The following is a 25414-nucleotide window of genomic DNA, read 5'->3' on the forward strand; positions in this document are numbered from 1 at the left end:
GCACATCGGCGCCGCCGCGTGTCATGCAGCGGCGCGTTACCAGCCGAAGCCGGCACCCACACCGATCGAACTGTCGTCACCGCTGAGTGCGCCGCCCACCGTCAGGGTGGCGCGCGGGCTGATCGCACGCTGATAGCCCACCGACAACGCCGACTCGCCGTTCTGGAAACCGACACCGGCACCGACGCGGTTCTGCGTGGCGATACCACCGACGCTTGCGGCCATGTTCAACATCGCCGAGCTCATCGCGCCCTGACGGTCCAGGCGACGGTTCTGCCGGCGCAGGCGGTCTTCGATATCGCCCTGGTAGGTCTCGAAGCTGTCGGCCATCGCGTTGTAGCGGCTGTCGGTATAGCTGTTGGCCGCGGCAACGCCGTTGTCCAGCTGGCCCTTGTTGACCGCATCGGTGGCACGCGTGCCGGCGGCCACATTGGCCACCTGACGCTCGCCGCCGACGCTGCCCACCGACACCGTGTTGGCACGATCGGCAACCGAGCCCTGACCCAGCGCGACCGCACCCTGCGCACTGGCACGTGCGCCCTGGCCGATCGCCGTGCCGGAGGCTGCACTGACCTGCGCGCCTTCGCCCATCGCCACCGCATTGGTCGCCACCGCGGCAATCTGCGTATTGGCGCCGACCGCGGTGCTGCCATCGGCATTGACGCGTGCGTTGCTGCCGATCGCAGTGTCGTTGGGGCCATGCGCATACGCGCTGCCGCCGATCGCAGTGCCGGTCACGTGGTTGGCCACTGCGGCCGTGCCGACGGCGGTGGATGTTGCAGCCGGGGTGATGCTGCCGACCACTGCGGCGGTCGGCGTGCCCTGCACGCTTGCGCCGGTATCGGCAACGGCATTGCTCGATGCGCTCACTGCGCTCGCAGCCACTGCAGGCACCCCTGCAGTGCGCAGCGACAGCGTGCGCGCCGCGGTGCTGGCCGTTGCGGTACCACCGCGTGCATCCAGCTCGGTGACCTTGCTGTCCAACGCGGTCAATGCCGCACCGACGTTGTTGTAGCTGGCACCCTGGATCACGTAGGTCGGCGCGACGAACACGCCCTGCGCACCGATCGCCGCGCCACCGCCTAGGAAGCTGGCGGCGTTGCTGAGCGACTGGAACAGCTGGCCGCCGTTGATCGCATCGGTACTGGCACCGGCAATCGCACCGTTGCCGACATTGACGATGCGGCGCGTGGCCGGGCCGCCGCGGCCATCGCCGCTACCGACCGAGACCACATTGGCGTCGTAGGTACGCGAGCCCGAGCCCAACGCCACCGAGTCGGCACCACTGGCACCGGCATTGGCACCCAGCGCCACCGCATTGGCACCGCTCTGGCGCACGAAGGAGTTGTAGCCCAATGCCACACCGTTTTCGCCGATGGAATTGGTCTGCCGGCCCATCGCGGTGCTGTTCACGCCGCTGGCGCTGCTGTCCACGCCCATGGCGCTGGCGCCGGTGGCCGAGGCGCGGCTGCCGGAGGCGATCGCCACGCTGCGTGCGCCGCTGGCGGTTGCGCCGGCGCCCGCCGCAGTGGCGCGATCACCGGTTGCGCTGGCCACCCCTTCACCGGTGGTTTGCACCATGCCGGTGGTGGTCTGCACATCGGCCGCCAGGGCATCCAGCTGGCCCTTGTTGACCGCATCGGTCGCCGCCTGGCCGTCGCTGACATTGACGATGCGACGCGTGGCCGGACCGCCGCGGCCATTGCCGCTGCCGATCGACACCGTGTCGGCTTCGTAGGTGCGCGAGCCCGAACCCAGCGCCACCGAATCGGCACCGGTCGCACCGGCGTTGGCACCCAGGGCCACACCATTGACCGCGCTCTGGCGCACGAACGAGTTGTAGCCCACCGACACCGCGTTCTCGCCGATCGCATTGACCTGACGACCGACACCGGTGCTGTTGATGCCGGTTGCCGATGCATCCACACCGACCACGCTGGCGCCGACCGCATCGGCGCGGCTGTTGCCACCCAGGGCCAGCGAGTTGTCGGCAAGTGCCGCCGCGCTCTGGCCGAGCGCGGTGGCATTGACGCCGTCGGCATACGAATTCCAGCCGATGGCGGTGGTGTAGTCGGCCGTGGCCCACGCACCCGCACCGAATGCAGCAGCACCGGTGCCGGAAGCACGCGCCGGGATGAAGCCGAAGAACGTGCTGCCGCCGACGGCCACGCTTTCTTCGCCGGTGGCTTCGCTGAATTCGCCCACGGCCACTGCACTTGCGCCGGAGGCCAGTGCGGCGGCACCCACGGCGGTGCTGTAGTCGCTGGATGCAACCGCACCATAGCCCAGCGCCGACGACAGCCTGCCGCTGGATTCGCTGTAGCCACCGAAGGCGGCGCTGCCGACATTGGAGGCGGTGCTGCGGAAACCGGCCGCGGTGGCCTGGTTGTCCGATGCCACCGCTTCGCTGCCGAGCGCGGTCGCATAGGTCGAAATCGCCTGCGCGCCGGCACCGTTTGCGCTGGCGCCGACATCGCTGGCCAGGGCATTGCTGCCGACGGCACTGCTATTTTCGCCGGTGGCCTGGGCGTTGTTGCCCACCGCCGCTGCGCCGGTTCCGCTGGCCAGCGCACTCACGCCAACCGCTGTTGCGTTATCGACCACCGCCTGCGCACCGGCACCCAACGCCGTGGCGCCGGTACCGGTGGCATTGGCGCCCTCGCCTGCGGCCAGGGCGTTGTCGCCCTCGACGTAGGCACCGGCATCGCTGTCATCGCTGCCGCTGGCCTGGAAGTACTTGCTGGTGGATTGCGCGGTTTCGGCAACGGCGTTGAGCTGATCCAGATTCACCGCATCGGTGCCCTGCGTACCGGCAGCCACATTGGTGATCTGACGCTCGTTGCCGGCGCTGCCCACCGAGACCGCAAAGTCGCGATCGGCCACCGAATCGGCGCCCAGCGCCACGCTGCTTTCGCCGGTGGATTCGGCAAAATTGCCAAGCGCGGTGCTGTTGAGGCCCGGTGCCCATGCCGCGCCGCCGAGCGCGGTGGAGAAGTCGCCGGAGGCTTCGGTCGGCAACAGGCCGAGCAGGGCGCCACCGACCGACACGCTGTTGTAGCCGCTGGCCACGCTGCCCTGGCCGGCCGCAACGCTGTAGTCGCCGGTTGCGGTGGCATCGCCACCCACGGCCACGGTATTGGAGCCGCTGGCGGTGCTGAAATTGCCCAGCGCGGTGCTGTTGAAACCGGTCGCACTGGAATAGCCGCCCAAGGCGGTGGAGTAGTTGGAGGTGGCCTCGGCACCGAAGCCGAACGCGGCCGCGCTGGTGCCATCGGCCACGCTTTCTGCGCCGACCGCAGTGGCCGACTCGCCACTGGCGCTGGCGAAATAGCCCACCGCAGTGGTTTCGCTGCCATCGGCCACGCTCAGCGTGCCGGCGGCCAGGGAACCATCGCCATACGCACCTGCCGCCGCACCCAGCGCGGTGCTCTGCGCGCCGGTGGCTTCGCTCTCGCCACCCACGGCCACGGCGTAATCCCCGCTGGCCTGACTGAAGGCGCCGTTGGCAATGCTTCCGTAGCCACTGGCAGCGGCGTTGTAACCGGCCGCATTGGCGTACTGCGCGGTGGCGCTGGCACCGCTGCCGATGGCGACAGCGCCGATCGCAGTGGCCTGGCTGCTGGAACCGAACGCGCTGCTGTAATCGCCGTTCGCAGTGGCGTTGGAGCCGGCTGCGGTGGCGTCCTCGCCCTGCGCATCGGCGGTGCCGGTGCCGGTGCCGGCAAACAGACGCGCAGTGGTTTCGGCGGTTTCGCCGACTGCATCGAGCTGGTCCAGGTTCACCGCATCGGTGCCCTCAGTACCGGCGGCGACATTGGTGATCTGGCGCTCGCCACCGACGCTGCCGACCGACACCGTGTTGTCGCGATCGGCAACCGCGCCGGCGCCTAGCGCCACGCTGTTGTCGGCGTAGGCCACGCTGTCGGTACCCAGTGCCGTGCTGCCCTGGCCCCACGCCACGCTGGCCATACCCACCGTAGTGGATGCAGCACCGTTGGCAAGGCTTTCATAACCGAGTGCGGTTGCGCCGCGCCCGCTGGCGATACTGCTGGCACCCAGCGCCGTGCTGTTATCGGCGAGCGCCGACGCATCGGAACCTGCCGCAACGCTGTCGGCGCCTTCGGCAATTGCGGTGCCGTCACCGGTGGCGACGAACGTGCGCGCGGTGTTGGCGGCGCCCTCGGACACTGCCGTGAGCTGATCCAGATTGACCGCATCGGTGCCTTCGGTACCGGCAGCGACATTGGTGATCTGACGCTCGCCGCCAACCGTGCCCACCGACACCGTGCTGGCGCGATCGGCCACTGCGCCGACGCCGAGCGCAACGCTGTTGTCGACCGCAATCCGCGCGCCGTCGCCGATCGCAATGCTGTCTGCGCCTTCGACGACTGCCTCGGTGCCCAGCGCAATGCTGCGATCGCCATACCCGACTGACTGCGAACCGATGGCGATTGCACGCCCACCGCCGGCATAGGCGTTGTCGCCGATGGCGACCGAAACGCTGCCGCTGGCGGCCGAGGTGATGCCCACCGCGACGCTGCCCGCGCCGTAGGCGGTGCTTTCCGCACCCACTGCGGTGCTGGTGTCGCCCCAGGCCACGCTGGCAAAGCCGAGCGCGGTGGATTCGAGGCCATTGGCGATGCTTTCGAAACCGATTGCGGTACCGCCACGACCATTGGCCACGCTGGTGCCGCCGACCGCAGTGCCATAGAAGCCCGATGCCGTGCTGTCGGCACCCACGGCGGTGGCATAGCGGTCGCTGGCGATACTGTTGAAGCCGAGCGCGGTGGCATTGTTGACATTGGCCACCGCACCACTGCCGACCGCCGTGGTGTTGACCGCTGACGCCAGGCTGCTCGAACCCAGCGCAGTGCTGTAATCCTCGTAAGCCGATGCATTGGAACCGGCCGCAACGCTGTCCACGCCTTCGGCAATCGCGGTGCCATCGCCGGTGGCCACGAACGTGCGCGCGGTGGTCGAAGCAACGTCGGACACTGCGGTGAGCTGATCGAGATTGACCGCATCGCTGCCTTCGGTACCGGCGGCGACGTTGGTGATCTGACGCTCGTCGCCAGCCGCACCCACCGACACGGTGTTGGCGCGCGTGGCCACCGAATTGGCACCCAAGGCCACCGAGTTGGCGCCGCGTGCGGTGCTGTAGTAACCCAGCGCGGTGCTCAGCTCGCCGCTGGCCCAGGATTCCGGGCCAACTGCCGTGGCACCTTCGCCAGGTGCATAGGCGAAGTAACCCACCGCGGTGGCTTCGGTGCCGGAGGCTTCGCTGAGCGTGCCCACTGCCGTGGTGTAGCTGCCCGATGCGATCGCACCGGCGCCGAGCGCGGTGGAGGCTTCGCCGCTGGCCTGGGTCTGTACGAAGAAGCCCAGACCCGGGATGTAATCGACCGGACCACCGACAGCGGTGCTGCTGGTGCCGCTGGCGCTGGTCTGCGTGCCCACGGCGGTGGCGTAATCGCCTGCCGCATTGGCCACCGCACCGAACGCGGAAGACTGCGCACCGGCCGCATACGCACCGACGCCGAACGACGAGGCGGCGAAGCCATCGGCATTGGCGCTGGCGCCGACCGCGGTTCCGCCGACGCCGGCACTGGTGGCGCCGGTGGTGACCGGCACGCCGCCCCTGGTGATCAACGGCTCGCCGTCTTCGTCCACCGCAGCGCCGCCAACGGCCACGCTGCCGGGGCCGTTGGCCTGCGCGTTATGGCCGAATGCCGCGCTGTTCTGCCCGGACGCGAGTGCATTGGCGCCGACCGCGGTGGCATTGTCGGCCACCGCATTGGCACCGGTCCCCAGTGCGGTGGTCGCCGTGCCCACCGCATTGGCGGCATCGCCGGCAGCCAGCGCGCTATCGCCTTCGACATAGGCGCCGACGCTGTCTTCGCCCGGAGTCGCCTTGAAGAACGTGGCCGTGTCTTCGGCCACATCGGCCACGTCGCGCAACTGCGCCACGTTGACCGCGTCGGTGGCGTTGACGCCGGCGCTGACGTTGGTGATGCGGCGCGTGGCCGGACCGCCGCGGCCATTGCCGCTGCCGACCGACACCACATCGTCTTCGTGGGTGCGCGAGCCTGCGCCCAGCGCCACCGAGTTGGCGCCGGTCACGCCGGCGTTGGCGCCGAGCGCCACGCCGTTTTCGCCGCTCTGGCGTACGAAGCTGTTGTAGCCGATGGCCACCGCGTTCTCGCCGATCGCATTGGTCTGGCGGCCGATCGCGCTGCTGTTCACGCCGCTGGCGCTGCTATCGGCACCGCTGGCGAGCGCGCCGGTCGCGCTGGCGCGACTGCCGGCGCCGATGGCAGTGGCGTTGGCGGCAGGTGCCGATGCGCCGCGGCCGACCTCGACCGATTGCGCCATTGCAGAAAGGGGGAGTGCGATGCCGGCGCTACCCAGCGCCAGGGCGATCGCGGCAACCAGGCAACGGCTCTGGCGGCGGTCGATGAATGCGGCGGTGCTCACTGCGCCCGGGCTGTCGCCGCTAGCCAATTCCGATGCCACGGCCCACACGCCTAACGATTTGTTCCAGACCTTGCGATAAATCCGATTCATCGACGCACTGCTCCTGAATGTTGGGACTGGTTTTTTGACGAACACCCACCATCGCGAGGGCCTTCCAGCCGCTGCGATCCCCGTGGTGATTGGCGCCATGGGCCAAATGGCGGTGCGCGGGAAGCTGCACCCTGGATAGTCAAAAAGTGAACGCTACCCAACCATAGAACTGAGCGAAGTGTTAACAGCGGTCAAATCAGGCGTCAAGTTTTTGACAGAAAGCGAAGCTGAGTGTGTTTTCCATCACACTTCGGCTTGCTTTTATTCGTTTTTTGATAATTCTTTGGAAAACAGCGATCTAGATCATGTCTTGGAAGACATTTCCAAGCTGAATACGCATGTCCACAGCAGACAAAAAAGCCCGCTGGCAGGACGCCAGCAGGCTTGGTTGCGCAAAATCACGCGCCGAACAGGTCAGGAATCGGGTCAGCGCTCCCCGCGCCGACCACTCAGCCCATCACGGTCCACGACGAGAGCGGTTTTACCCGCACCACTGCGCCAGGAAACCGACGTCAGCGCCCCCTCGCGCCGCCATGTGTCGGATCACTGGCGCGCCAACAGGCTCACTCCATCGAAGCTGCTGCCGTCGAGCCGGATGAAATAGGTTCCCGCACGCGGTGCGGTGAAGCGCACCGTCTGGCTGGTTCCGCTGCGGCTGGACATGCCGTCGTTGTCGGTCGCGCTCGGCGCGCGGCCCAAGGCGACATACAGCGCCGCCTGCCCGCTGCCGCCGAAGCTGATGAAGCTCAGCACCGCACCCGCGTTCGCTTCGAAGGCGAACACACCGGCGTCGCCGGCCACGTTGGACAAGCCGCGCTCGGGCACGCTGTTGCGCAGCGTCTGCGCATCCAGCTGGCAGCCCAGATCGCCGCTGTCGCAGCGGCGCAGCGCGCGATCGATCGCCGCGCCGGCATCCACGATGCCGCTGCCGGCCGGCGTGCTCAAAGGCAACTGCACCGGAAACGCGCGCGCACTGCGCTTGAGCAGGCGTTCCAGCGCGGCGGGTGTCAGCGGCGGCTTGCCATCGGCGATCAGCGCGCTCTGCACCAGTGCGGCAGTCCCCGCCACGTGCGGCGAGGCCATCGAGGTTCCGGCAAAGCCAGGCCCGATGTAGTCGAACTGGCCGGACGTGGGCGTGGTCTTGCCGGTGTAACCGGTTTGCCAGATCCAGCTGCCGATCGGGCCGTCGTACAAGGTGTCGGTTGCCAGATCGCGCGCGCCGCCGCCAGGCGCGGCCAGATCGATCAAGCTGCCGAAATTGCTGTAGTACGCCAGGCCGCCGGTCAGGCGGGTGGCCGCCACCGACACCACATTGGCGCAGTTGGCCGGCACCGCACTGGACACATCCGAGCCATCGTTGCCGGCCGCCACCACCACGGTGGTGCCGCGCGACACCGCACCGTCGATCGCCGCCTGCGTGACCGAATCGCAGGGGCCAAAGCCGCCCAGGCTCATGTTGATGATTTCCGCCGGGTCGCGATTGTCCGGCACGCCCTCCACATGCCCGCCGGACGCCCACACGATGGCATCGGTGATGTCCGAGAACGACCCGCCGCAGTGACCGAGCACGCGGACCGGCAGCACCTTGGCCTTGTAGGCCACACCGGCACCGCCAATGCCGTTGCCGGTGGTTTCGGCGATCGTGCCGGCCACGTGCGTGCCATGCCAGGAGCTGTCATGCGCCGCGGAAAAAATGCCGCACTCGCCGTCTTCGGCTTCCCAGTCGCCACGGTCCAGCGCACCCGCCACGCGCGCATCGGTCGGACGTCGCGACCGGCCGGCATCGGTGATGAAGTCGTAACCCTGCAGCAGATTGCCGGCCAGATCCGGATGCGCCGGCAGGATGCCGGTGTCGATCACCGCCACCACCACGCCCTCGCCCTGCGCGGTCTTCCACGCCGCCGGCGCATCGATGCCGCCGACCGGATCGGTGAGATGCCATTGATTGCTTCCCAGCAGTGGATCGTTGGGCAAGCTGCCGCCGCTGCTCTGCAACGGATAGGCGCGTGCATCGATCTGCGCATGTTCCACCGCAGGATCGGCTTGCAGCTCGCGTACCAGGCGGTCGGCGTCGCTGCGGCTGAGTTGCGTGGGTAGCCGGATCAACTCACCGCCCACCGCCAGGGTACGCACATGGGTCGGCGCCGCCTGCGCGCCGCTGCGCGTGGCCGGCGCCAGGCGTACTGCCGCGCGTGATGCCGCCGCAGTGATGGTGGCCGTGGACGCTGCGCCGACGTTGCGCGCGCTCACTGTGCCGCTGCGATAGGTGACGATGATGGCGTCGACCGGTGCATCGCGCATGGCCTGCAACTGTTGCGCGCTGCGCGTGCCGTCTGGTGTGGCCGCGCTGGCGATGCCGCTGGCGAGCGACAGCACCGCGCTGCAGGCAATGGCGAGGGTTCGGGAACGATGGGGCTGAATCACGATGACGTCCTCTTCAAGATGAAATACAAATGAGTGAGCACGCAGCCGCCGCGAGCGCAGCCGCTGCGATGGCAAGACCTGCGCTACCAGCCGAAGCCGGCACCCAGGCCGATCGACCGGTCGTCACCGCTGAGTGCGCCGCCCACCGTCAAGGTGGCGCGCGGGCTGATCGCACGCTGATAGCCCACCGACAACGCCGACTCGCCGTTCTGGAAACCGACACCGGCACCGACGCGGTTCTGCGTGGCGATGCCACCGACGCTGGCAGCCATGTTCAACATCGCCGAGCTCATCGCGCCCTGACGATCCAAGCGACGGTTCTGCCGGCGCAGACGGTCTTCGATATCGCCCTGGTAGGTCTCGAAGCTGTCGGCCATCGCGTTGTAGCGGCTGTCGGTATAGCTGTTGGCCGCGGCAACGCCGTTGTCCAGCTGGCCCTTGTTGACCGCATCGGTGGCTCGCGTGCCGGCGGCCACATTGGCCACCTGACGCTCGCCGCCGACGCTGCCCACCGACACCGTGTTGGCACGATCGGCAACCGAACCCTGACCCAGCGCGACCGCACCTTGTGCACTGGCACGTGCGCCCTGGCCGATCGCCGTGCCGGAGGCCGCACTGACCTGCGCGCCTTCGCCCATCGCCACCGCATTGGTCGCTACCGCGGCAATCTGCGTGTTGGCGCCGACCGCGGTGCTGCCATCGGCATTGACGCGCGCATTGCTGCCGATCGCGGTGTCGTTGGGGCCATGCGCATACGCGCTGCCGCCGATTGCGGTACTGGTCACGTGGTTGGCCACTGCGGCCGTGCCGACGGCGGTGGACGTTGCCGCCGGGGTGATGCTGCCGACCACTGCGGCGGTCGGCGTGCCTAGGACCGCGTTGCTTGCGGCAAGCCCGCTCGCCGTTGCAGTGACGGAAGACACCGCGCTGTCGGCCATGCCGTCAGCCGCCAGCGATGTCGACAGCAGGCCATCGTCTATCGCATCTGCGGTAGTGGCGACAGTCGAGGCTTCCGCAGCCGGGGCTAGCGCCGTCGCCGAACGCGCCGCAACCGAACGCACCGCAGTGCCAGGCGTCGCCGTACCACCACGCGCATCCAGCTCGCTGACCTTGCTGTCCAGCGCAGTCAGCGCCTCGCCCACATTACGGTAACTGCTGCCCTGGATTACGTAGGTCGGCGCAACGAACACGCCCTGCGCACCGATCGCCGCACCACCGCCGAGGAAGCTGGCGGCATTGCTCAACGACTGGAACAGCTGGCCGCCGTTGATCGCATCGGTACTGGCACCGGCAATCACACCATTGCCGACATTGACGATGCGGCGCGTGGCCGGACCACCGCGGCCATTGCCGTTGCCCACCGACACCACGTTGGCCTCGTAGCTGCGCGAACCTGCGCCCAGCGCCACCGAATCGGCACCGCTGGCACCGGCATTGGCACCGAGTGCGACGGCATCACGGCCACCCTCGCGGGTAAACGCGTTGTAGCCCACTGCCAGACTGTTGTCGCCCAGCGCATTGGATTGCACGCCCAATGCCACCGCCGCGCTGCCCGTTTCACCGACGAACACGCCCACGTTGGCATTGCGCCCGATCGCAATCGCATCGGGTGCATCCGCCTTGGCGTTGGTTCCCAGCGCGATATTGTCGCCATAGAGGATCGACGTATTGGCACCGCTCCCGATCGCGATGCTCCTGCTGGAGGTGGCACGCGCGTCATAGCCGATGCCGATGCCCTCCGCGCCCTCGGCCGATGCCAATGCCCCCAGCGACACCGTGCGCGGAGCGAACGACGCGGCGCTATGGCCGATCGCCACCGCGTCGGTATTGTTGTCGTTGGAAAACACGTTGGCGTTGTAGCCGAGCGCAACGGCGTAATCGCCGTCGCTGCGCGCACCGGCGCCAATGGCAACGCCACCGACCCGGAACGCACCCGCCGGCCTGAGAGTGGAGCTGATCAGCGACATGCCGCCAAGCGTCACGCTGCGCTCGCCGGCGGCAACCGCCAGACTGCCCACGGCAACACTGCTCTCGCCAAGACTGGAGGCATTGAAGCCCACCGCCGTGGTCATGCTCGCATCGGCCCGCGCACCAAATCCGAAGGCCGACGCCGCCGCACTGCGCGCGGTCGAGAACGCGCCCACCGCGGTGGCAACATCATCCTGCGCACGTGCGCTGAATCCCGCCGCCATCGATTGCTCACCGCTGGCCGCAGCCCCCGTGCCGACCGCGGTGGCGAAGCTGCGCGTGGCAATCGCCCCGCTGCCCAGCGCCGCTGCACCGCTCGCCTGGGCCAGGGTGGCCTGTTCCTGCGCGCCGATGATGGAACCCGCCGCATCGAACACCGGCACGGACGCGACGCCACCCACTGCAACGGCCGAGGCATCGGCTGCGCTGGCGTTGCGGCCGACGGCCACGGCATCGCGCCCGAGCGCCAGACTGCCCGAGCCCAGCGCATTGGCACCATCGCCGATCGCGTTGCTGGCGCTCCCCAGCGCCAGCGCATTGAGTCCGTCGACATGGGCAGCGACTTCGTCCGTATCGGTCTTGCCAATGGCCAGCGTGCTGTCGAGACGGTCGGCCACCGCACGCACGCTGTCGAGCTGGGCGACATTGACCGCATCGTTGGCCTCGGTGCCTGCCGCCACGCTGGTGATCTGCCGCGTCAGCCCCGCCTGCACATCGCCAACCGACACCGTGTTGCTGCGGTTCGCGTAGGAATGCGCGCCCAGTGCAACGGCACTGGAGGCAGAGCGGTTCCAGGCATCGTCGACAAAATCGCCCACACGCGCGCCATAGCCGATCGCCACCGCATCGATGCCATTGGTTTCGGAATCTGCACCGATCGCGGTGTTGTTGCCGTTGAACCACGAGGTGCTGGCACGTGCGCCCAATGCGATGCTGTTTTCAGTGTAGGCGGTGCTGTCGTGACCGATCGAGATGCCACCGTCGCCCATCGCTAATGAGAAGCCACCCAGCGACACCGTGCGTGGCGCGAACGAACCGGCGCTATGGCCGATCGCCACTGCATCGGTATTGCCTGGCGCATTGGGAAAGATATTGGAATCGTAGCCAATGGCAATCGCATAATCGGACTGGCTCTGCGCACCTGCACCGAGCGCGATGCCGCCTGTTCCCGTGGCGGCGGTGATCGAGCCGAAGTTGCTGATGCCACCGACCACCACGCTCTGCACGCCACTGGCCAATGCGGTATCGCCTACCGCGATACTGCTGCTGCCTTGGCTGCGCGCCCGGTAACCGAAGGCGGTGGACGTGTCTCCGCTGGCACGCGAACTATAGCCGCCGGCGGTGGAAAGAAAACCGCTTGCCGTGGACAAACCGCCGATCGCGGTGGCGCCGTCGTTGAAGGTCTGTGCGCGATAACCCAGCGCCGCGCTCTGCACGCCAGTAGCGCTGGCGCCGCTGCCAACGGCGCTGGAAAACGGATCCCCAGCCACTGCACCGCCGCCGACGGCGGTGGCCCCCACACCGGTCGCCTGCGTGGCCTGTTCGCGTTGGCCGATGACAAATCCGGACGCGTCGTAGTCGTAGACCGTTGCCACGCTGCCGACGGCGGTTGCCGATTCCCCTGCGGCTGACACGTTGTGTCCGATCGCGGTGGCGTCGCGCTCCAATGCCAGGCTTCCGCCGCCGAACGCGCTGGTTCCATCGCCCAGTGCATTGCTCGCATTGCCCAGGGCCAGCGCATCCTGCCCATCCACGAACGCCGGTGCATCGGCATCTGCGGCAGGCGTTGCCGCTGCTTGCGCGCGCGCTGTTGCAGGCGCGGCGCTGTCGCTGTCGCTTGTCGCCGCATCGGTGTCGCAACGCTGTTGGCCTTGGACCATCGTGCAATGTGCAAACGCGTCGGCTTGCGTGGTCGTGGACTGGGCAACTCCAGCCATGCCGGCAAGCGCCAGCAGCATTGCCGCCGCCAGCCTGCCGCGCGCATGCCCCGCAGATCGATATAACGCTTGATTTCCCGTATCGCGGGCAAGCCTTACCGTTCGGCAATGAGCACGCTGCTCACCACCGGCATCCAATTGAATTCGCTTCATTAACGACTTACTCCCCATTGGTCTGGCATGTAAAAACCGACCACCGTGCGATTGCATCGCACGGTCCCCCTGAGGTTTATCGAAAACGCACTCGCCCTGCTTCTGCAGCGGGAACTACCCGCGCAAAAGCATCCACGATCAATCCATAAAGTGCTGCAGAAACGCCATGAATCGAAGATTCATAACGTGGTCTGAATCTATTGAAAAACCAAAAATTCAATTGAGATTGACGTCACACAAGCAGCATCACCAGATACTTCGACTAAATACCTAGTAGTTTTTATAGTTACTTAAAGTAAACCATGTTTCGACCTTCACTAAATGCAGTTCATCGCAACTGCGCCAATGCGACCGCAGGCGTCCGCCCCCACCAGCAACGCATGCAACGTGATGGCGACAAGCCTTGTGCTGGCCGCAGGCCAGGCTGGAAAACCGCGTTTTTCTCGAGTGTCCTGCCGCTGCGCGCGCTGCGTGCAAGGACGTGGCTGCCATTGGCAGACGTCGCAGGCGAGCCCGGCTCCTTCGGAGCCTGCAGTCGACCCAAACGCGGCCATGCATTTTCTTGCTCATAAAGCACCACGCATCGCCACGCCGCTCGCGGCAACGATCGAAGGACTCGATACCACCCCATGCAGTCGCGCAACTCCGACACCGGAAACGACAACGGCCGTGTGCATCGCTGCACACGGCCGTCCAATGACACGGTTGGTACGGCGTTTCAGCTCACGCCGCACACCTCTCCACCGTCAACCGCACCAGACCCGCGCGTTGCGGAACATGCGCAGCCACGGCGAGTCTTCGCCCCAGTCGGCCGGGTGCCAGCTCAGGTTTGCCGTGCGCGGGGTGCGCTCCGGATGCGGCATCAGGATGGTGGCGCGACCGTCGCTGCTGGTCAGCCCGGTGATGCCGTCCGGCGAGCCGTTCGGATTGAGCGGGTACTGCGATGCCACCGCGCCATCGCCATCGATGAAGCGCAGGGCCACACGGGCAGCCGCCTGATCCACCACGGTGTCGAACTCGGCGCGGCCTTCGCCATGCGCCACCGCCACCGGGATCCGCGAACCGGCCATGCCGCGCAGGAAGATCGATGGCGACTCCACCACCTCCAGCAAGGCGGTGCGCGCTTCGAACTGCTCGCTGCGATTGCGCAAAAAGCGCGGCCAATGCTCGGCACCGGGAATGATGTCCTTGAGCTGGCTGAGCATCTGGCAGCCGTTGCACACACCCAGCGCGAAGGTATCGCTGCGCGCAAAGAACGCGGCAAACGCATCGCGCAAGGCCGAGCGCTCCAGGATCGAGGTGGCCCAGCCACGGCCGGCACCCAGCACGTCGCCGTAGCTGAAGCCGCCACAGGCGGCAAACCCGGAGAACTGCGCCAGATCCACGCGGCCTTCGATCAGGTCGCTCATGTGCACGTCGAACGCACGGAAGCCGGCGCGCTCGAAGTTGTAGGCCATCTCGATCTGCCCGTTGACGCCCTGCTCGCGCAGGATCGCCACCTTGGGCCGCGCACCGGTCGCCACGAACGGCGCGGCCACGTCTTCGGAGGGGTCGAACACCAGCTTCGGACGTAATCCCGGCGCCTGGAAGTCGCGTGCCTGCGCGCGCTCCTCGTCGGCGGTTTCCGGGTTGTCACGCAATTTCTGCATGGCGTGCGTCACCGACCACCAGGCGTCGAACAAGGCTTCCCAACGCCACTCGGCCAGCACCCGGCCCTGCCCGCTCACGCGGATGCGCGGCGCGCCGGTGGGGCGTGCGATGCGCTGCGCGCACTCGGTCAGCGCATGCCGCTCGACCAGATCGGCGAACGCGGCGCGGTCCTCGCTGGCGATCTGCACCACCGCACCCAGTTCTTCGTTGAACAGGCTGCGGAACGCATCGTCGCCCCAGGCATCGAGAGTGATGTCCAGGCCCTGCCGCGAGGCGAACGCCATCTCGCACAGCGCCGCAAACGCACCGCCATCGCTGCGGTCGTGATACGCCAGCAACAGGCCACTCTCGCGCGCCGCGCGGATCAGTTCAAAGAAGCTGCGCAGCCGCTGCGCATCGTCCAGATCCGGCACCTCGCCGCCGAACGCCGGCAATGCCGCAGCGTCGGCATACACCTGCGCCAGCACCGAGCCGCCCAGGCGCTGCTTGCCGCCACCCAGCCCGATCAACCACAGCTCGCTCTCTTCGTCGCTACGCAACAACGGCGTCAACTGCGTGCGCACATCGCCGACCGGCGCGAATGCACTGATGATCAATGAGACCGGTGAAACGCTCTTGTGGGCGATGGGATTGGAGATTGGGGATTGGGGATTCGCAACGGCGGAAGGCTGCGGCGTTTCGCCAATCCCGAATGCCGAATCACCAATCCCAGTGTCAACCCACTGCGCCTGCATCGATAGCGAATCCTTGCCCACCGGCACGCTCAGCTCGAGCGCCGGGCACAGCTCCATGCCGATCGCGCGCACCGCGTCGTACAGCAGGGCGTCCTCGCCGGCGTGACCGGCGGCGGCCATCCAGTTGGCCGACAGCTTGATGCTGTCCAGCGTCTGCACCGGCGCGGCGCACAGGTTGGTGATCGCCTCGCCCACCGCCATGCGCGCCGACGCGGCGGCGTTCAACAACGCCAGCGGGGTGCGCTCGCCGATCGACATCGCCTCGCCGGCGAAGGTGTCGAAGCCGGCCAGGGTGATCGCGCAATCGGCCAGCGGCAGCTGCCACGGCCCGATCATCTGCTCGCGCGCGGTCAGGCCGCCCACGCTGCGGTCGCCGATGGTCACCAGAAAGCTCTTGGACGCCACCGTGGGATGCGCCAGCACGCGCAGGCCGGCCTGCTGCAGGTCCAGCGCGGCGGTCTGCAGCACCGGCCACTGCGGCGCCGGCGGATGCACCGCATCGCGATGCATCTTTGGTGCCTTGCCGAAGAGCACATCCATCGGCAGGTTGATCGGGAGCGGGGATTGGGGATTGGGGATTGGGGATTGGTTGGAAGCCAGGGCGAGATCAGAGGCAGGCCGACTGCCGTTGCGAATCTCGAATCCCGACTCCCCAATCCCGTCCCCAAACACGCCATAGCCAACCACGAGCCGCTCCTCGGCCGTGGCCACGCCGACGGCGGCAAACGGGCAGCGTTCGCGCGCGCAGATGGCGGCGAATTCGTCCAGGCGTGCCTGCGGTACGCCCAGCACGTAGCGCTCCTGCGATTCGTTGCACCACAGTTCCAGCGGCGACAGCGAGGGATCGTCGGTGAGCACGCGGCCCAGGTCGATGATGCCGCCCACGCCGGAGTCGTGCAGCAACTCGGGGATGGCATTGGACAGGCCGCCCGCGCCCACGTCGTGAAACCAGCGGATCGGGTTGTCGCTGCCCAGCGCCACGCAGCGGTCGATGACCTCCTGGCAGCGGCGCTCCATCTCCGGGTTTTCGCGCTGTACGCTGGCGAAATCCAGCGCCTCGGCGCTGTCGCCGGCCGCCACCGAGCTGGCCGCACCGCCGCCCAGGCCGATCAGCATCGCCGGGCCGCCCAGCACGATCACCGCATCGCCGGGCTGCAGGCGCAGCTTCTCGACCTGATTGCGATCGATCGCGCCCAGGCCGCCGGCCAGCATGATCGGCTTGTCGTAGGCGCGGGTCAGGCCCTCACCTTCGGCAAGCTCGAAACTGCGGAAATAGCCGAGCAGGTTCGGCCGGCCGAATTCGTTGTTGAACGCGGCGCCGCCGAGTGGGCCGTCGAGCATGATGTCCAGCGCCGGAGCCATGCGCGGGTTCAGCGCGCGCGGCGCCTCCCACGGCTGCGGAAGGGTCGGGATGCGCAGGTGCGACACCGTGAACCCGGTCAGCCCGGCCTTGGGCTTGCCGCCGCGGCCGGTGGCGCCTTCGTCGCGGATCTCGCCACCGGCACCGGTGGCGGCGCCGGGAAACGGCGCGATCGCGGTGGGGTGGTTATGCGTCTCGACCTTGATCGCAAACGCCGACGGCAGCACCGCCTCGGCACGGTACTCGCCACTGGCCGGATCCGGGCGATAGCGCGCAGCCGGCACGCCCTCCACCACCGCCGCGTTGTCGCTGTAGGCCGACAAGGTGTGCTGCGGGGTCTGCTGGTGGGTGTGCTTGATCATGCGGAACAACGAGCGTTCCTGCGGCTTGCCGTCGATGGTCCAGCTGGCATTGAAGATCTTGTGCCGGCAGTGCTCGGAATTGGCCTGGGCGAACATCATCAGCTCGACATCGGCCGGGTCGCGGCCCAGCTCGGCGAAGCGTTCGCGCAGGTAGTCGATCTCGTCCTGCGCCAGGGCGAGGCCGAGGTCGCGGTTGGCCTGTTCCAGCGCCGCCAGCGGCACGCGCTGCAACTGTCCGCGATCGGGCACGTTGAACAGCGCCTCGGCGGCCGCGGCCGAGCCGAGCAGCGACTGCGTCATCGGGTCGTGCAGCAGCTTGGCCACGGCGGCCTGCATCGCTTGGTCGGCCGGCCAGCCGGCCAGATCGATGCGGGTGCCGCGCTCCACGCGCTGGATCGGCTGCCCGGCCCCGCGCACCAGTTCGGTGGCCTTGCTCGACCACGGCGACAAGGTGCCCAGACGCGGCACCACATAGCGCGAGGAAGCATCCTCGGCCCGCGGCGCGGGGGCGGCTTCGGCCTGCAGGATCCGCTGCAAGATGGCCTGGTCGGGCGCTTGCCCGGCCTCGGCGCGGATGAAGTACACGTGCCAGGCGCCGGTGATGCGCAGCGCGGGAACGAGGGTTTGCAGGCGGGTTTCGAGCCGAGCGCGGCGGAACGGCGAAAGGGCGGAAGCGCCCTCGAGGACCATCATGTCCGGGGAACCGTGTCAGAAACGGGGCTGCAGATTGTAACGGAGCTGATGCGTCGGCGCCGGACCCGGCGTGGGTGGGCCGCCGATCCATGCAGTGATCATTCGCACAACCCGGGCCGGATTCGGCGCGTTCCTGCCGGTGCGGCAACGGCGAAGGCGGATGGCGATGCCGGCAGGGATTGTCGCGCCCACCTGCCTTGGGGCCGGTCTCCGCACGGTGGCAACGTCCGCAGCGCTAGCCACCACCGGCCCACCGCCGCTCTCACCGCATCAACCGTGCAGCCAGCCCGACCCTGAAACGCAAGAGGCCGGAATGCATGCATTCCGGCCTCCTGATCGATCACACCGACCGCCGCAGCGGCCGGCATCCCGGCGCCGCTGTCGGATACCTCAGCGGCTGCCGCCGGCAGTGCTGACCGCGCGCTTTTCCAGCGCCTCACGTAGCTGCGCCGGCGGCAGGTAGCCACCGAGCTGGGTGCCGTCCGGCGCAAAGATCGCCGGGGTGCCATTGACGCCCAGACGCTGGCCCAGCGTGTATTCCATCGACACCGGGTTCTTGCAGTCCTTGGCATTCACCGGCTGCCCGGACTTGGCCGCGGTCAGTGCCTGCTTGCGGTCGGCCGCGCACCACACCGCGATCATTTCCTTGTGGTCCTGGCTGCCCAGGCCCATGCGCGGAAACGCCAGATATTCCACCGCGATCCCCTGCTTGTTGAGCTCGCCGATCTCGCTGTGCAGCTTGCGGCAGTAGCCGCATTCCACGTCGGTGAACACCGTCACGGTGTACTTGGGGTTTGCCGGCGCGAACACGATGCGGTCGGCCTTGGGCACGGTTTCCAGCTGCTTGCGGCGGTAGGCTAGCAGGCCCGGGCTGGCAGCGAACTGCTTGTTCTGGATGTCGAACGGCTGCGCCTGGATCAGGTAGCGGCCGTCGTCGCTGACGTACAGCACCTGCCCGCCGACCACCACTTCGCGGAAACCGGGAAACGGCGCGGCGCCGATGTAGTCCGGCTTGAAATCCGGATCCAGCGCCTTGAGCGCGACGCTCACACGCTGGTCCACATTGCCCGCAGCGGCGGGGGCAGCGGCGGCAGCTGGCTTGGCGCCGGCATTGCTTGCCGCAGGCTGCGAGGATTGCGCGCAGGCGGTAAGGCTGATTGCGCCCAGCAGCGCGGCGATGGCAAGACGATACATTCACGCATCCAGTGGAATGGGGTGCCTGGATTCTCGCACAGCACAGATGAAGCCAGGCAGCGAGCGGGATGCTTTGTTTACCGGCCGAGCCGCTGAATGGGCCACGGCGGGCCGCCGCGGCGCCTGCAGCCGCAGTCAGCCGCGCGGATGATGGGCGGCGTGCAGCTTCTGCAGGTGCTGACGGGCCACCAACGTGTAGATCTGCGTGGTGGACAGCGAGCTGTGACCGAGCAGCATCTGCAGCGCGCGCAGGTCCGCACCGTGGTTGAGCAGATGGGTGGCAAAGCTGTGCCGCAGCCCGTGCGGGCTCACCGTGGCGGGGTCGATCCCGGCCACCGCCGCATAGCGTTTGACCAGCGCCCAGAACTGCTGGCGGCTGGGCGGCTGCCGCGCTGCATTGATGAACAACGGCACCTGCCCATCCACTGCCGCCACCGCCTTTTGGCTGGCCAGCAGCGGGCGCGCCTGGCTCAGATACCGCTCCAGCCAGTGCTGGGATTCCTCGCCCAGCGGTACCAGCCGCTCCTTGCTGCCCTTGCCGGTGACCCGCAGCACACCCTGGCGCAGGTTGACCCCCACCGCCGGCAGGTTGACCAGTTCGCTGACGCGCAGGCCGGCCGCATACATCAGCTCCAGCATTGCGCGGTCGCGCAGGCCCAGCGGCGTGTCGATCGCGGGCGCGGCCAACAGCGCCTCGATCTGCGTTTCGGTCAGCGCCTTGGGCAGCGAGCGCGGCAAACGTGGCGGATCCAGCAATGCGGTGGGGTCGTCGCTGCGCAGGCCATTGCGCAGACACAAGCCATAGAACGCACGCAGGGTCGACAACAGCCGGGCATTGCTGCGCGGCGAATAGCGCGCCTCGGTGCGCCAGCGCAGATAGTCGAACAACGCCGCCCGATCGACACCCAGCAGGCCGCCGCCGGCACCGTCGCGCCAGCGCGCCAGCGCTTCCAGGTCGCGCCGGTAACTGTCCAGAGTCTGCCGTGCCACGCCCTGCTCGGCCCATAACCGGTCCAGGAAGCGTTCGATGGCGGCGGCATCGGCGGCCTGCACCGGGGGCAGGTGTTGCGCCAGTTGGCGACGTTCGGCGGGACTGCTGGCTGACATCGCAACAGCATAGAGCGTGACATGCGATTTGCGGCGCGCCGTGTTGGCCAGGCGCGAGATTGGCGGTGCGGCTTGCCTCGACGGGCCACCCACCCTATCGCTCCTGCCTCGACGCACAGGCCCGGCCCGGCGCGGGATTGCCGCAGCGCGACGTTGCCCGATCGGCTGCGCCGGCTATGCTCGCGGCATGACCTTGTCCCCTTTACCGCGCAGCGCGCGCCCGCCCGCCCTGGTGGTCTGGCGCCTGCTGGCCCTGTGCTATGACGCCTGGCCGGTCCTGGCGCTATGGATGCTGATCTCCGCCGCGTTCACGCTGGGCTTTACGCTTGCCGGGCACCCGGCCCGCGAAAACATTGCCCCCTTCAGCGGCTGGCAATGGCTGCTGTGGCTGTGCTGCTGGATCGCCGCCGGGGTGTACGCCACCGTCAGCTGGCGACGGGGTGGCCAGACCCTGGGCATGCGCCCATGGCGGTTGTCGCTGGTCGGCCCGCAAGCCACCTGGCGCGCACTCTGGATCCGCTATGCCGTCGGCACGCTGTCGCTGGCCCTGGCTGGCGCAGGATTCTGGTGGGCCTGGCTGGACCGCGACCGCCTGGCCTGGCACGACCGCGCCAGCGGCACCCGGCTGCAGCGCACACCCAAACGCTGAAACGACCAGGCCGGCCTCTTGCCGATCTTTACGGCAGGCACCGCAGGAGTGCGGCGGTCATGCGACGTACTGACCGCCCAGACGCGTGAAGCGACAACCGCTGCCTAGAACAGGCAGAACACGGTTCCGCCGACGCTAAACCGACGCATCGGCGTCAGCTACTGCGCCGTCGGAACAGCCATGCCGACACGCCCAGCATCACCATCGGCGGCAGCGCGTAGGCGATGCGGTAATCCAGCTTGAGTGCGCCGGCCATGCGGCCGAAGAACAGCTGCAGCAGCCAGAACCCCAGCGCGAACAGGATGCCCAGGAACAGCCGCTTGCCCAGGCCGCCGCTACGCAGCGAACCGAACGAGAACGGAATCGCCGCCAGGCACAGCGCCAATACGTTGAGCGGATAGAACCAGCGGCTCCAGTACTGGTCTTCGTAGTCGCGTGCGTCCAGGCCGTTGCGGCGGCGGTACTCGATGCTCTGTTCCAGATCGCGCGCGGACAGGTTGCGCGGCTTGGCCAGCCCGGCCGCCAGCGCCGCCGGGCTGAGCTGGGATTGCCACGGCAGCTCGGGGAAGGTTTCGCGCTGCACCGAGCGCTCCTGGAAGGTGTCGCGGCGCACCTGGCGCAGCGTCCAGGTCCCGTTGCGGTTCTCGGCCAGCGCCGCGTAGGTCAGCTGCTGCATGCGGCCGCTGGCATCGAGGTGGTACAGCCGCACATCGTGCAGGTCCAGCGCGGTGCCGCCGCCATCGAGCAGCTTTTCTTCACCGCTGAGCGCGTTGAGGAAGGTGTCGCCCTCGCGCGCCCACAGGCCGGAATAGCGCGAGCCGGCCATATTGCTGTTGTAGCGGGCGCTGGTCTTGAGGGTATCGGCCTGGTTCTGGGCCCACGGCCCCACTGTCTCGCCACTGATCACCATGGTGGCGGTCAGCAGCGCCATGGCCGCCACCACCGAGGCCGACATGCGCTTGCGCGACACGCCCAGCGCGCGCAGCGCGGTGAGCTCGGACGTTGCCGCCAGCTGGCCCAGGCCCATCAAGGCGCCGATCACCGCCGCGGTGGGAAACAAGGTGTAGGCCCGGCGCGGCACGGTATAGGCCACATAGGCCACCGCATGGCCAAAGCTGTAGCTGCCCTGGCCGATGCTTTTGGCCTCGCTGGCAAAGGCGTTGACCAGATCCAGGCCCAGCAGCACCGCCCACGTCAGCAGCACGGTGAACAACACCGCGCGCCCGATGTACCAGTCATGCACCCGCGGCATCAGCCTCATGCGCGCACCCTCGGCCGACGCACGCGGCCATCGCGCGCATACGCCCAGATCGCCACCGCCAGCAATGGCAGGGTCAGCCACCACAGACCGAGCGCGGCCGGCGTCTTGCCATTGGCGATCCACTGGGTGCCGACGATCATCAGATTGGTGCCCACCATGTACGCCAGGAAGGCCAGCATGATCCGGCCATACCGCTGCTGCCGTGGCGCGCTGCGCGACAGCGGCAGGGTCAGCAGCGCGAAGGCCAGCGCCAGCAGCGGCGGCGCCAGGCGCTCATGCAGCTGCGCGCGCGCGGCCGGGCGCTGGTCCGACAGCAACTGCGTGGTCCACATCACTTCCGGATCGTTGGCATCGTGCACCTGGGTCCGGTCGGGCAAGGCCACATCGTTGCTGGCGAACTTCATCAGGCGGTAGTCCAGGGTGTTGCCGGCGGCCGGGCCTTCGATGCGGTAGCCGTCCTCCAGGCGCAGATAACGGTCGGCCTTGCCTTCGAAGAACATCGCACCGCGGTCGGCGGTGACCACATCGATGCGGTCGTCCTTCTGGCGCTGCATGAAGACCTTGCCCAGGCCCTTGCCGTCGGCCGAGATCGTGGTCAGGTAGACCACCCCGCCACCGGACAGCGGGGTGAACTTGCCCGACTCCAGGCCGGCCATCACGATGCTGCGGTTGGCGTCTTCCAGCATGGTCTCGGCGGTGCGGCTGGCCCAGGGGCCCAGCCACAGCGAGCACAGCCCGATCACCACCACCACCGGCACCACCAGCATCAGCATCGGCCGCAACAGGCGCCGCGGGCCCACACCGATAGCCGTGATGACGGCCATTTCTGAATCGCGGTACAGCCGCGCCAGTGCCAATAACAGCCCCAGCATCAGCGCCAGCGGCAGGATGATCGGTAGATACGCCACGAATTGCAGGCCTACCTGAGACAGCAGCAAGCGAGCAGGGATGCGGCCGTCGGCGATATTGCCGAGGATATCCACCAGCACACCGCCGACGCTGACGACCAGCAGCACGATCAAGGTGGCCAGGAAGCTCTGGGTGAAATCGCTAAGCAGGTATCGATCGAGCTTCGGCATGGGGTGGGCTTGTTTTAAACTCTCGGATTCGTTCGCGGCGGCGCCAGCCTAGTCCGGTTGGCGTAAACAGCCCGCGATTGTACGGATTTGCCTACGGAATCTGATCAATGGCCCTGCAATTCACCCTGAACCAAGACGCGCCGGCAAGCGCCGCCGTCGACTGCATCGTGGTTGGCGTGTTCGCCGACAAGACCCTGTCGCCCGCTGCCCAGGCACTCGATAGCGCCAGCCAGGGCCGTCTGACGGCCCTGGTGGCACGTGGCGATGTGGCTGCCAAGACCGGCAGCACCAGCCTGCTGCACGACCTGCCCGGCGTCGCCGCCCCGCGCGTGCTGGTGGTCGGCCTGGGCGAAGCCGGCAAGTTCGGCGTGGCGCCGTACCTCAAGGCGGTGGGCGACGCGACCCGCGCGCTGAAGACCGGCCCGGTCGGCACCGCCCTGCTCACCCTGACCGAATTGCCGGTGAAGGCACGCGACAGCGCCTGGAACATCCGCCAGGCCATCATCGTCAGCGACCACGCCGCTTACCGTTACACCGCCACGCTGGGCAAGAAGAAGGTCGACGAGACCGGCCTGACCACGCTGGCGATCGCCGGCGACGACGCCCGTGCACTGGCCGTGGGCGTGGCCACCGCCGAGGGCATGGAGTTCGCCCGCGAGCTGGGCAACCTGCCGCCGAACTACTGCACCCCGGCCTATCTGGCCGAAACCGCCGCCGCGTTCGCCGGCAAGTTCCCCGGCGCCGAGGCCGAGATTCTGGACGAGACGCAGATGGAGTCGCTCGGCATGGGCTCGCTGCTGTCGGTGGCGCGTGGCTCGGCCAACCGCCCGCGGCTGATCGTGCTGAAGTGGAACGGCGGCGGCGACGCGCGTCCCTACGTGCTGGTCGGCAAGGGCATCACCTTCGACACCGGCGGCGTCAACCTCAAGACGCAGGGCGGCATCGAGGAAATGAAGTACGACATGTGCGGCGGCGCCAACGTCATCGGCACCTTCGTGGCCACCGTCAAGGCCGAGCTGCCGATCAACCTGGTGGTGGTGGTGCCGGCGGTGGAGAACGCCATCGACGGCAATGCCTATCGCCCCTCCGATGTGATCACCAGCATGTCCGGCAAGACCATCGAGGTCGGCAACACCGACGCCGAAGGCCGCCTGATCCTGTGCGATGCGCTGACCTATGCCGAGCGCTTCAACCCCGAAGCATTGGTGGACGTGGCCACGCTGACCGGCGCCTGCATGGTGGCGCTGGGCCACCAGACTGCCGGCCTGATGAGCAAGCACGACGACCTGGCCAACGAACTGCTGGCCGCCGGCGAGCACGTGTTCGACCGCGCCTGGCGCCTGCCGCTGTGGGACGAGTACCAGGGCCTGCTGGATTCCACCTTCGCCGACGTCTACAACATCGGCGGCCGCTGGGGCGGCGCGATCACCGCCGGCTGCTTCCTGTCGCGCTTCACCGAGAACCAGCGCTGGGCGCATCTGGACATCGCCGGCGTCGCCAGCGACGAAGGCAAGCGCGGCATGGCCACCGGCCGCCCGGTGGGGCTGCTGACCCAGTGGCTGCTGGATCGCGCCGCAAGCGGCGCGGCGTGATTGGGGAATGGAGATTCGGGATGCGTGCAAAGCGCATGCATCCCGCCGTCCTTAGCAGTGTGCGGACGGCCATGACCTGCCGTTGCCAATCCCGAATCCCCCTCAACGAATCCCTGCCCTGATGCCCCGTGCCGACTTTTACCTGATCGCCAAACCGCGCTTCCTCAACGAACCGCTGCGGCTGGTCTGCGAGCTGGCGCGCAAGGCCAACGACGCCAACCTGTCCACGCTGATCCTGGCGCGCGACGCCGCGCAGGCCGAGGCACTGGACGACCTGCTGTGGGCATTCGACGACGAGGCCTACATCCCGCACCAGATTGCCGGCACCGATGAGGAAGACGAACTGGCGCCGGTGCTGATCGTCGCGCCGGAGTTCGATGCTCCCTCGCGCCCGCTGGTGATCAACCTGCGCGACGACCCCTACCTGGGCGCCTGCGACCGCGTACTGGAAGTCGTCCCGGCCGACCCCGCCGCCCGCGAACCGCTGCGCGAGCGCTGGAAGCAGTACAAGGCCCTGGGCCTGGAACTGACCAAGTACGACATGTGAGTGGGTGGGGAGTCGGGATTGGGGATTGGGGATTGGTAAAAGCAGGTTTTTTGCGCACCCCAAGGCTGCATCCAACGACGACTTCCGAATAGCTGATCCTCGCTCCGCCGCACACCGCTGATGTTGATGAGTGGATTGCC

Annotated in this window: 11 protein-coding genes; 3 read left to right on the forward strand and 8 right to left on the reverse strand. The window is 67.9% G+C overall.

Features of this window, described 5'->3' with window-relative positions:
* Positions 1–36: 36 nt before the first annotated feature.
* The 6 genes from KHN93_RS17440 to xerD form a co-directional block, all read right to left on the reverse strand.
* On the reverse strand, positions 37–6564 hold the full coding sequence (locus KHN93_RS17440) for an ESPR-type extended signal peptide-containing protein (RefSeq protein WP_211920911.1): 6528 nt from the start codon (positions 6562–6564) through the stop codon (positions 37–39).
* Between the two features lie 543 nt (positions 6565–7107).
* Positions 7108–8865 (reverse strand): S8 family peptidase, encoded by a 1758-nt coding sequence (locus KHN93_RS17445; protein ID WP_425600184.1) that lies wholly within the window; start codon positions 8863–8865, stop codon positions 7108–7110.
* 206 nt (positions 8866–9071) lie between these two features.
* Positions 9072–13046: a YadA-like family protein gene (locus KHN93_RS17450; RefSeq protein ID WP_104624047.1), complete on the reverse strand. Its 3975-nt coding sequence runs from the start codon at positions 13044–13046 to the stop codon at positions 9072–9074.
* Positions 13047–13792: 746 nt separating this feature from the next.
* The gene (purL, locus tag KHN93_RS17455) at positions 13793–17845 is read right to left on the reverse strand and encodes a phosphoribosylformylglycinamidine synthase (protein WP_211920916.1); all 4053 of its coding nucleotides are present in this window, start codon (positions 17843–17845) and stop codon (positions 13793–13795) included.
* 390 nt (positions 17846–18235) lie between these two features.
* Positions 18236–19039 (reverse strand): DsbC family protein, encoded by an 804-nt coding sequence (locus KHN93_RS17460; protein ID WP_016902881.1) that lies wholly within the window; start codon positions 19037–19039, stop codon positions 18236–18238.
* A 135-nt stretch (positions 19040–19174) separates the two neighbouring features.
* The gene (gene xerD, locus KHN93_RS17465) at positions 19175–20146 is read right to left on the reverse strand and encodes a site-specific tyrosine recombinase XerD (protein WP_211920918.1); all 972 of its coding nucleotides are present in this window, start codon (positions 20144–20146) and stop codon (positions 19175–19177) included.
* A gap of 187 nt (positions 20147–20333) precedes the next feature.
* On the opposite strand from xerD, the gene KHN93_RS17470 reads away from it, so the two are divergent.
* On the forward strand, positions 20334–20795 hold the full coding sequence (locus tag KHN93_RS17470; protein ID WP_104560060.1) for an RDD family protein: 462 nt from the start codon (positions 20334–20336) through the stop codon (positions 20793–20795).
* A 154-nt stretch (positions 20796–20949) separates the two neighbouring features.
* Here KHN93_RS17470 and lptG read toward each other — a convergent pair whose 3' ends face one another.
* Together lptG and lptF are read right to left on the reverse strand one after the other, a co-directional pair.
* A complete protein-coding gene (lptG, locus tag KHN93_RS17475; RefSeq protein ID WP_024939127.1) occupies positions 20950–22056 on the reverse strand; it encodes an LPS export ABC transporter permease LptG in 1107 nt (368 codons plus the stop codon).
* Entirely contained in the window at positions 22053–23135 is a 1083-nt protein-coding gene (lptF, locus tag KHN93_RS17480) for an LPS export ABC transporter permease LptF (RefSeq protein ID WP_039814671.1), read from the reverse strand. The genes lptG and lptF overlap by 4 nt, the downstream gene beginning before the upstream one ends.
* A gap of 107 nt (positions 23136–23242) precedes the next feature.
* On the opposite strand from lptF, the gene KHN93_RS17485 reads away from it, so the two are divergent.
* Both KHN93_RS17485 and KHN93_RS17490 read left to right on the forward strand, forming a co-directional pair.
* Entirely contained in the window at positions 23243–24727 is a 1485-nt protein-coding gene (locus KHN93_RS17485; RefSeq protein ID WP_211920920.1) for a leucyl aminopeptidase, read from the forward strand.
* A 121-nt stretch (positions 24728–24848) separates the two neighbouring features.
* Positions 24849–25274: a DNA polymerase III subunit chi gene (locus KHN93_RS17490; RefSeq protein WP_211920922.1), complete on the forward strand. Its 426-nt coding sequence runs from the start codon at positions 24849–24851 to the stop codon at positions 25272–25274.
* Positions 25275–25414 lie beyond the last annotated feature (140 nt).

Origin of the sequence: Xanthomonas arboricola pv. juglandis, assembly GCF_905367715.1 — a bacterium.
Classification (GTDB): domain Bacteria; phylum Pseudomonadota; class Gammaproteobacteria; order Xanthomonadales; family Xanthomonadaceae; genus Xanthomonas; species Xanthomonas arboricola.

What these genes read in the sequence shown, in the direction of transcription:
- KHN93_RS17440 (WP_211920911.1), bottom strand. Translation starts at nt 6,564, where the DNA reads ATGAATCGGATTTATCGCAAGGTCTGGAACAAATCGTTAGGCGTGTGG.
- KHN93_RS17445 (WP_425600184.1), bottom strand. Translation starts at nt 8,865, where the DNA reads ATGCGCGATGCACCGGTCGACGCCATCATCGTCACCTATCGCAGCGGC.
- KHN93_RS17450 (WP_104624047.1), bottom strand. Translation starts at nt 13,046, where the DNA reads ATGAAGCGAATTCAATTGGATGCCGGTGGTGAGCAGCGTGCTCATTGC.
- purL (WP_211920916.1), bottom strand. Translation starts at nt 17,845, where the DNA reads ATGATGGTCCTCGAGGGCGCTTCCGCCCTTTCGCCGTTCCGCCGCGCT.
- KHN93_RS17460 (WP_016902881.1), bottom strand. Translation starts at nt 19,039, where the DNA reads ATGTATCGTCTTGCCATCGCCGCGCTGCTGGGCGCAATCAGCCTTACC.
- xerD (WP_211920918.1), bottom strand. Translation starts at nt 20,146, where the DNA reads ATGTCAGCCAGCAGTCCCGCCGAACGTCGCCAACTGGCGCAACACCTG.
- KHN93_RS17470 (WP_104560060.1), top strand. Translation starts at nt 20,334, where the DNA reads ATGACCTTGTCCCCTTTACCGCGCAGCGCGCGCCCGCCCGCCCTGGTG.
- lptG (WP_024939127.1), bottom strand. Translation starts at nt 22,056, where the DNA reads ATGAGGCTGATGCCGCGGGTGCATGACTGGTACATCGGGCGCGCGGTG.
- lptF (WP_039814671.1), bottom strand. Translation starts at nt 23,135, where the DNA reads ATGCCGAAGCTCGATCGATACCTGCTTAGCGATTTCACCCAGAGCTTC.
- KHN93_RS17485 (WP_211920920.1), top strand. Translation starts at nt 23,243, where the DNA reads ATGGCCCTGCAATTCACCCTGAACCAAGACGCGCCGGCAAGCGCCGCC.
- KHN93_RS17490 (WP_211920922.1), top strand. Translation starts at nt 24,849, where the DNA reads ATGCCCCGTGCCGACTTTTACCTGATCGCCAAACCGCGCTTCCTCAAC.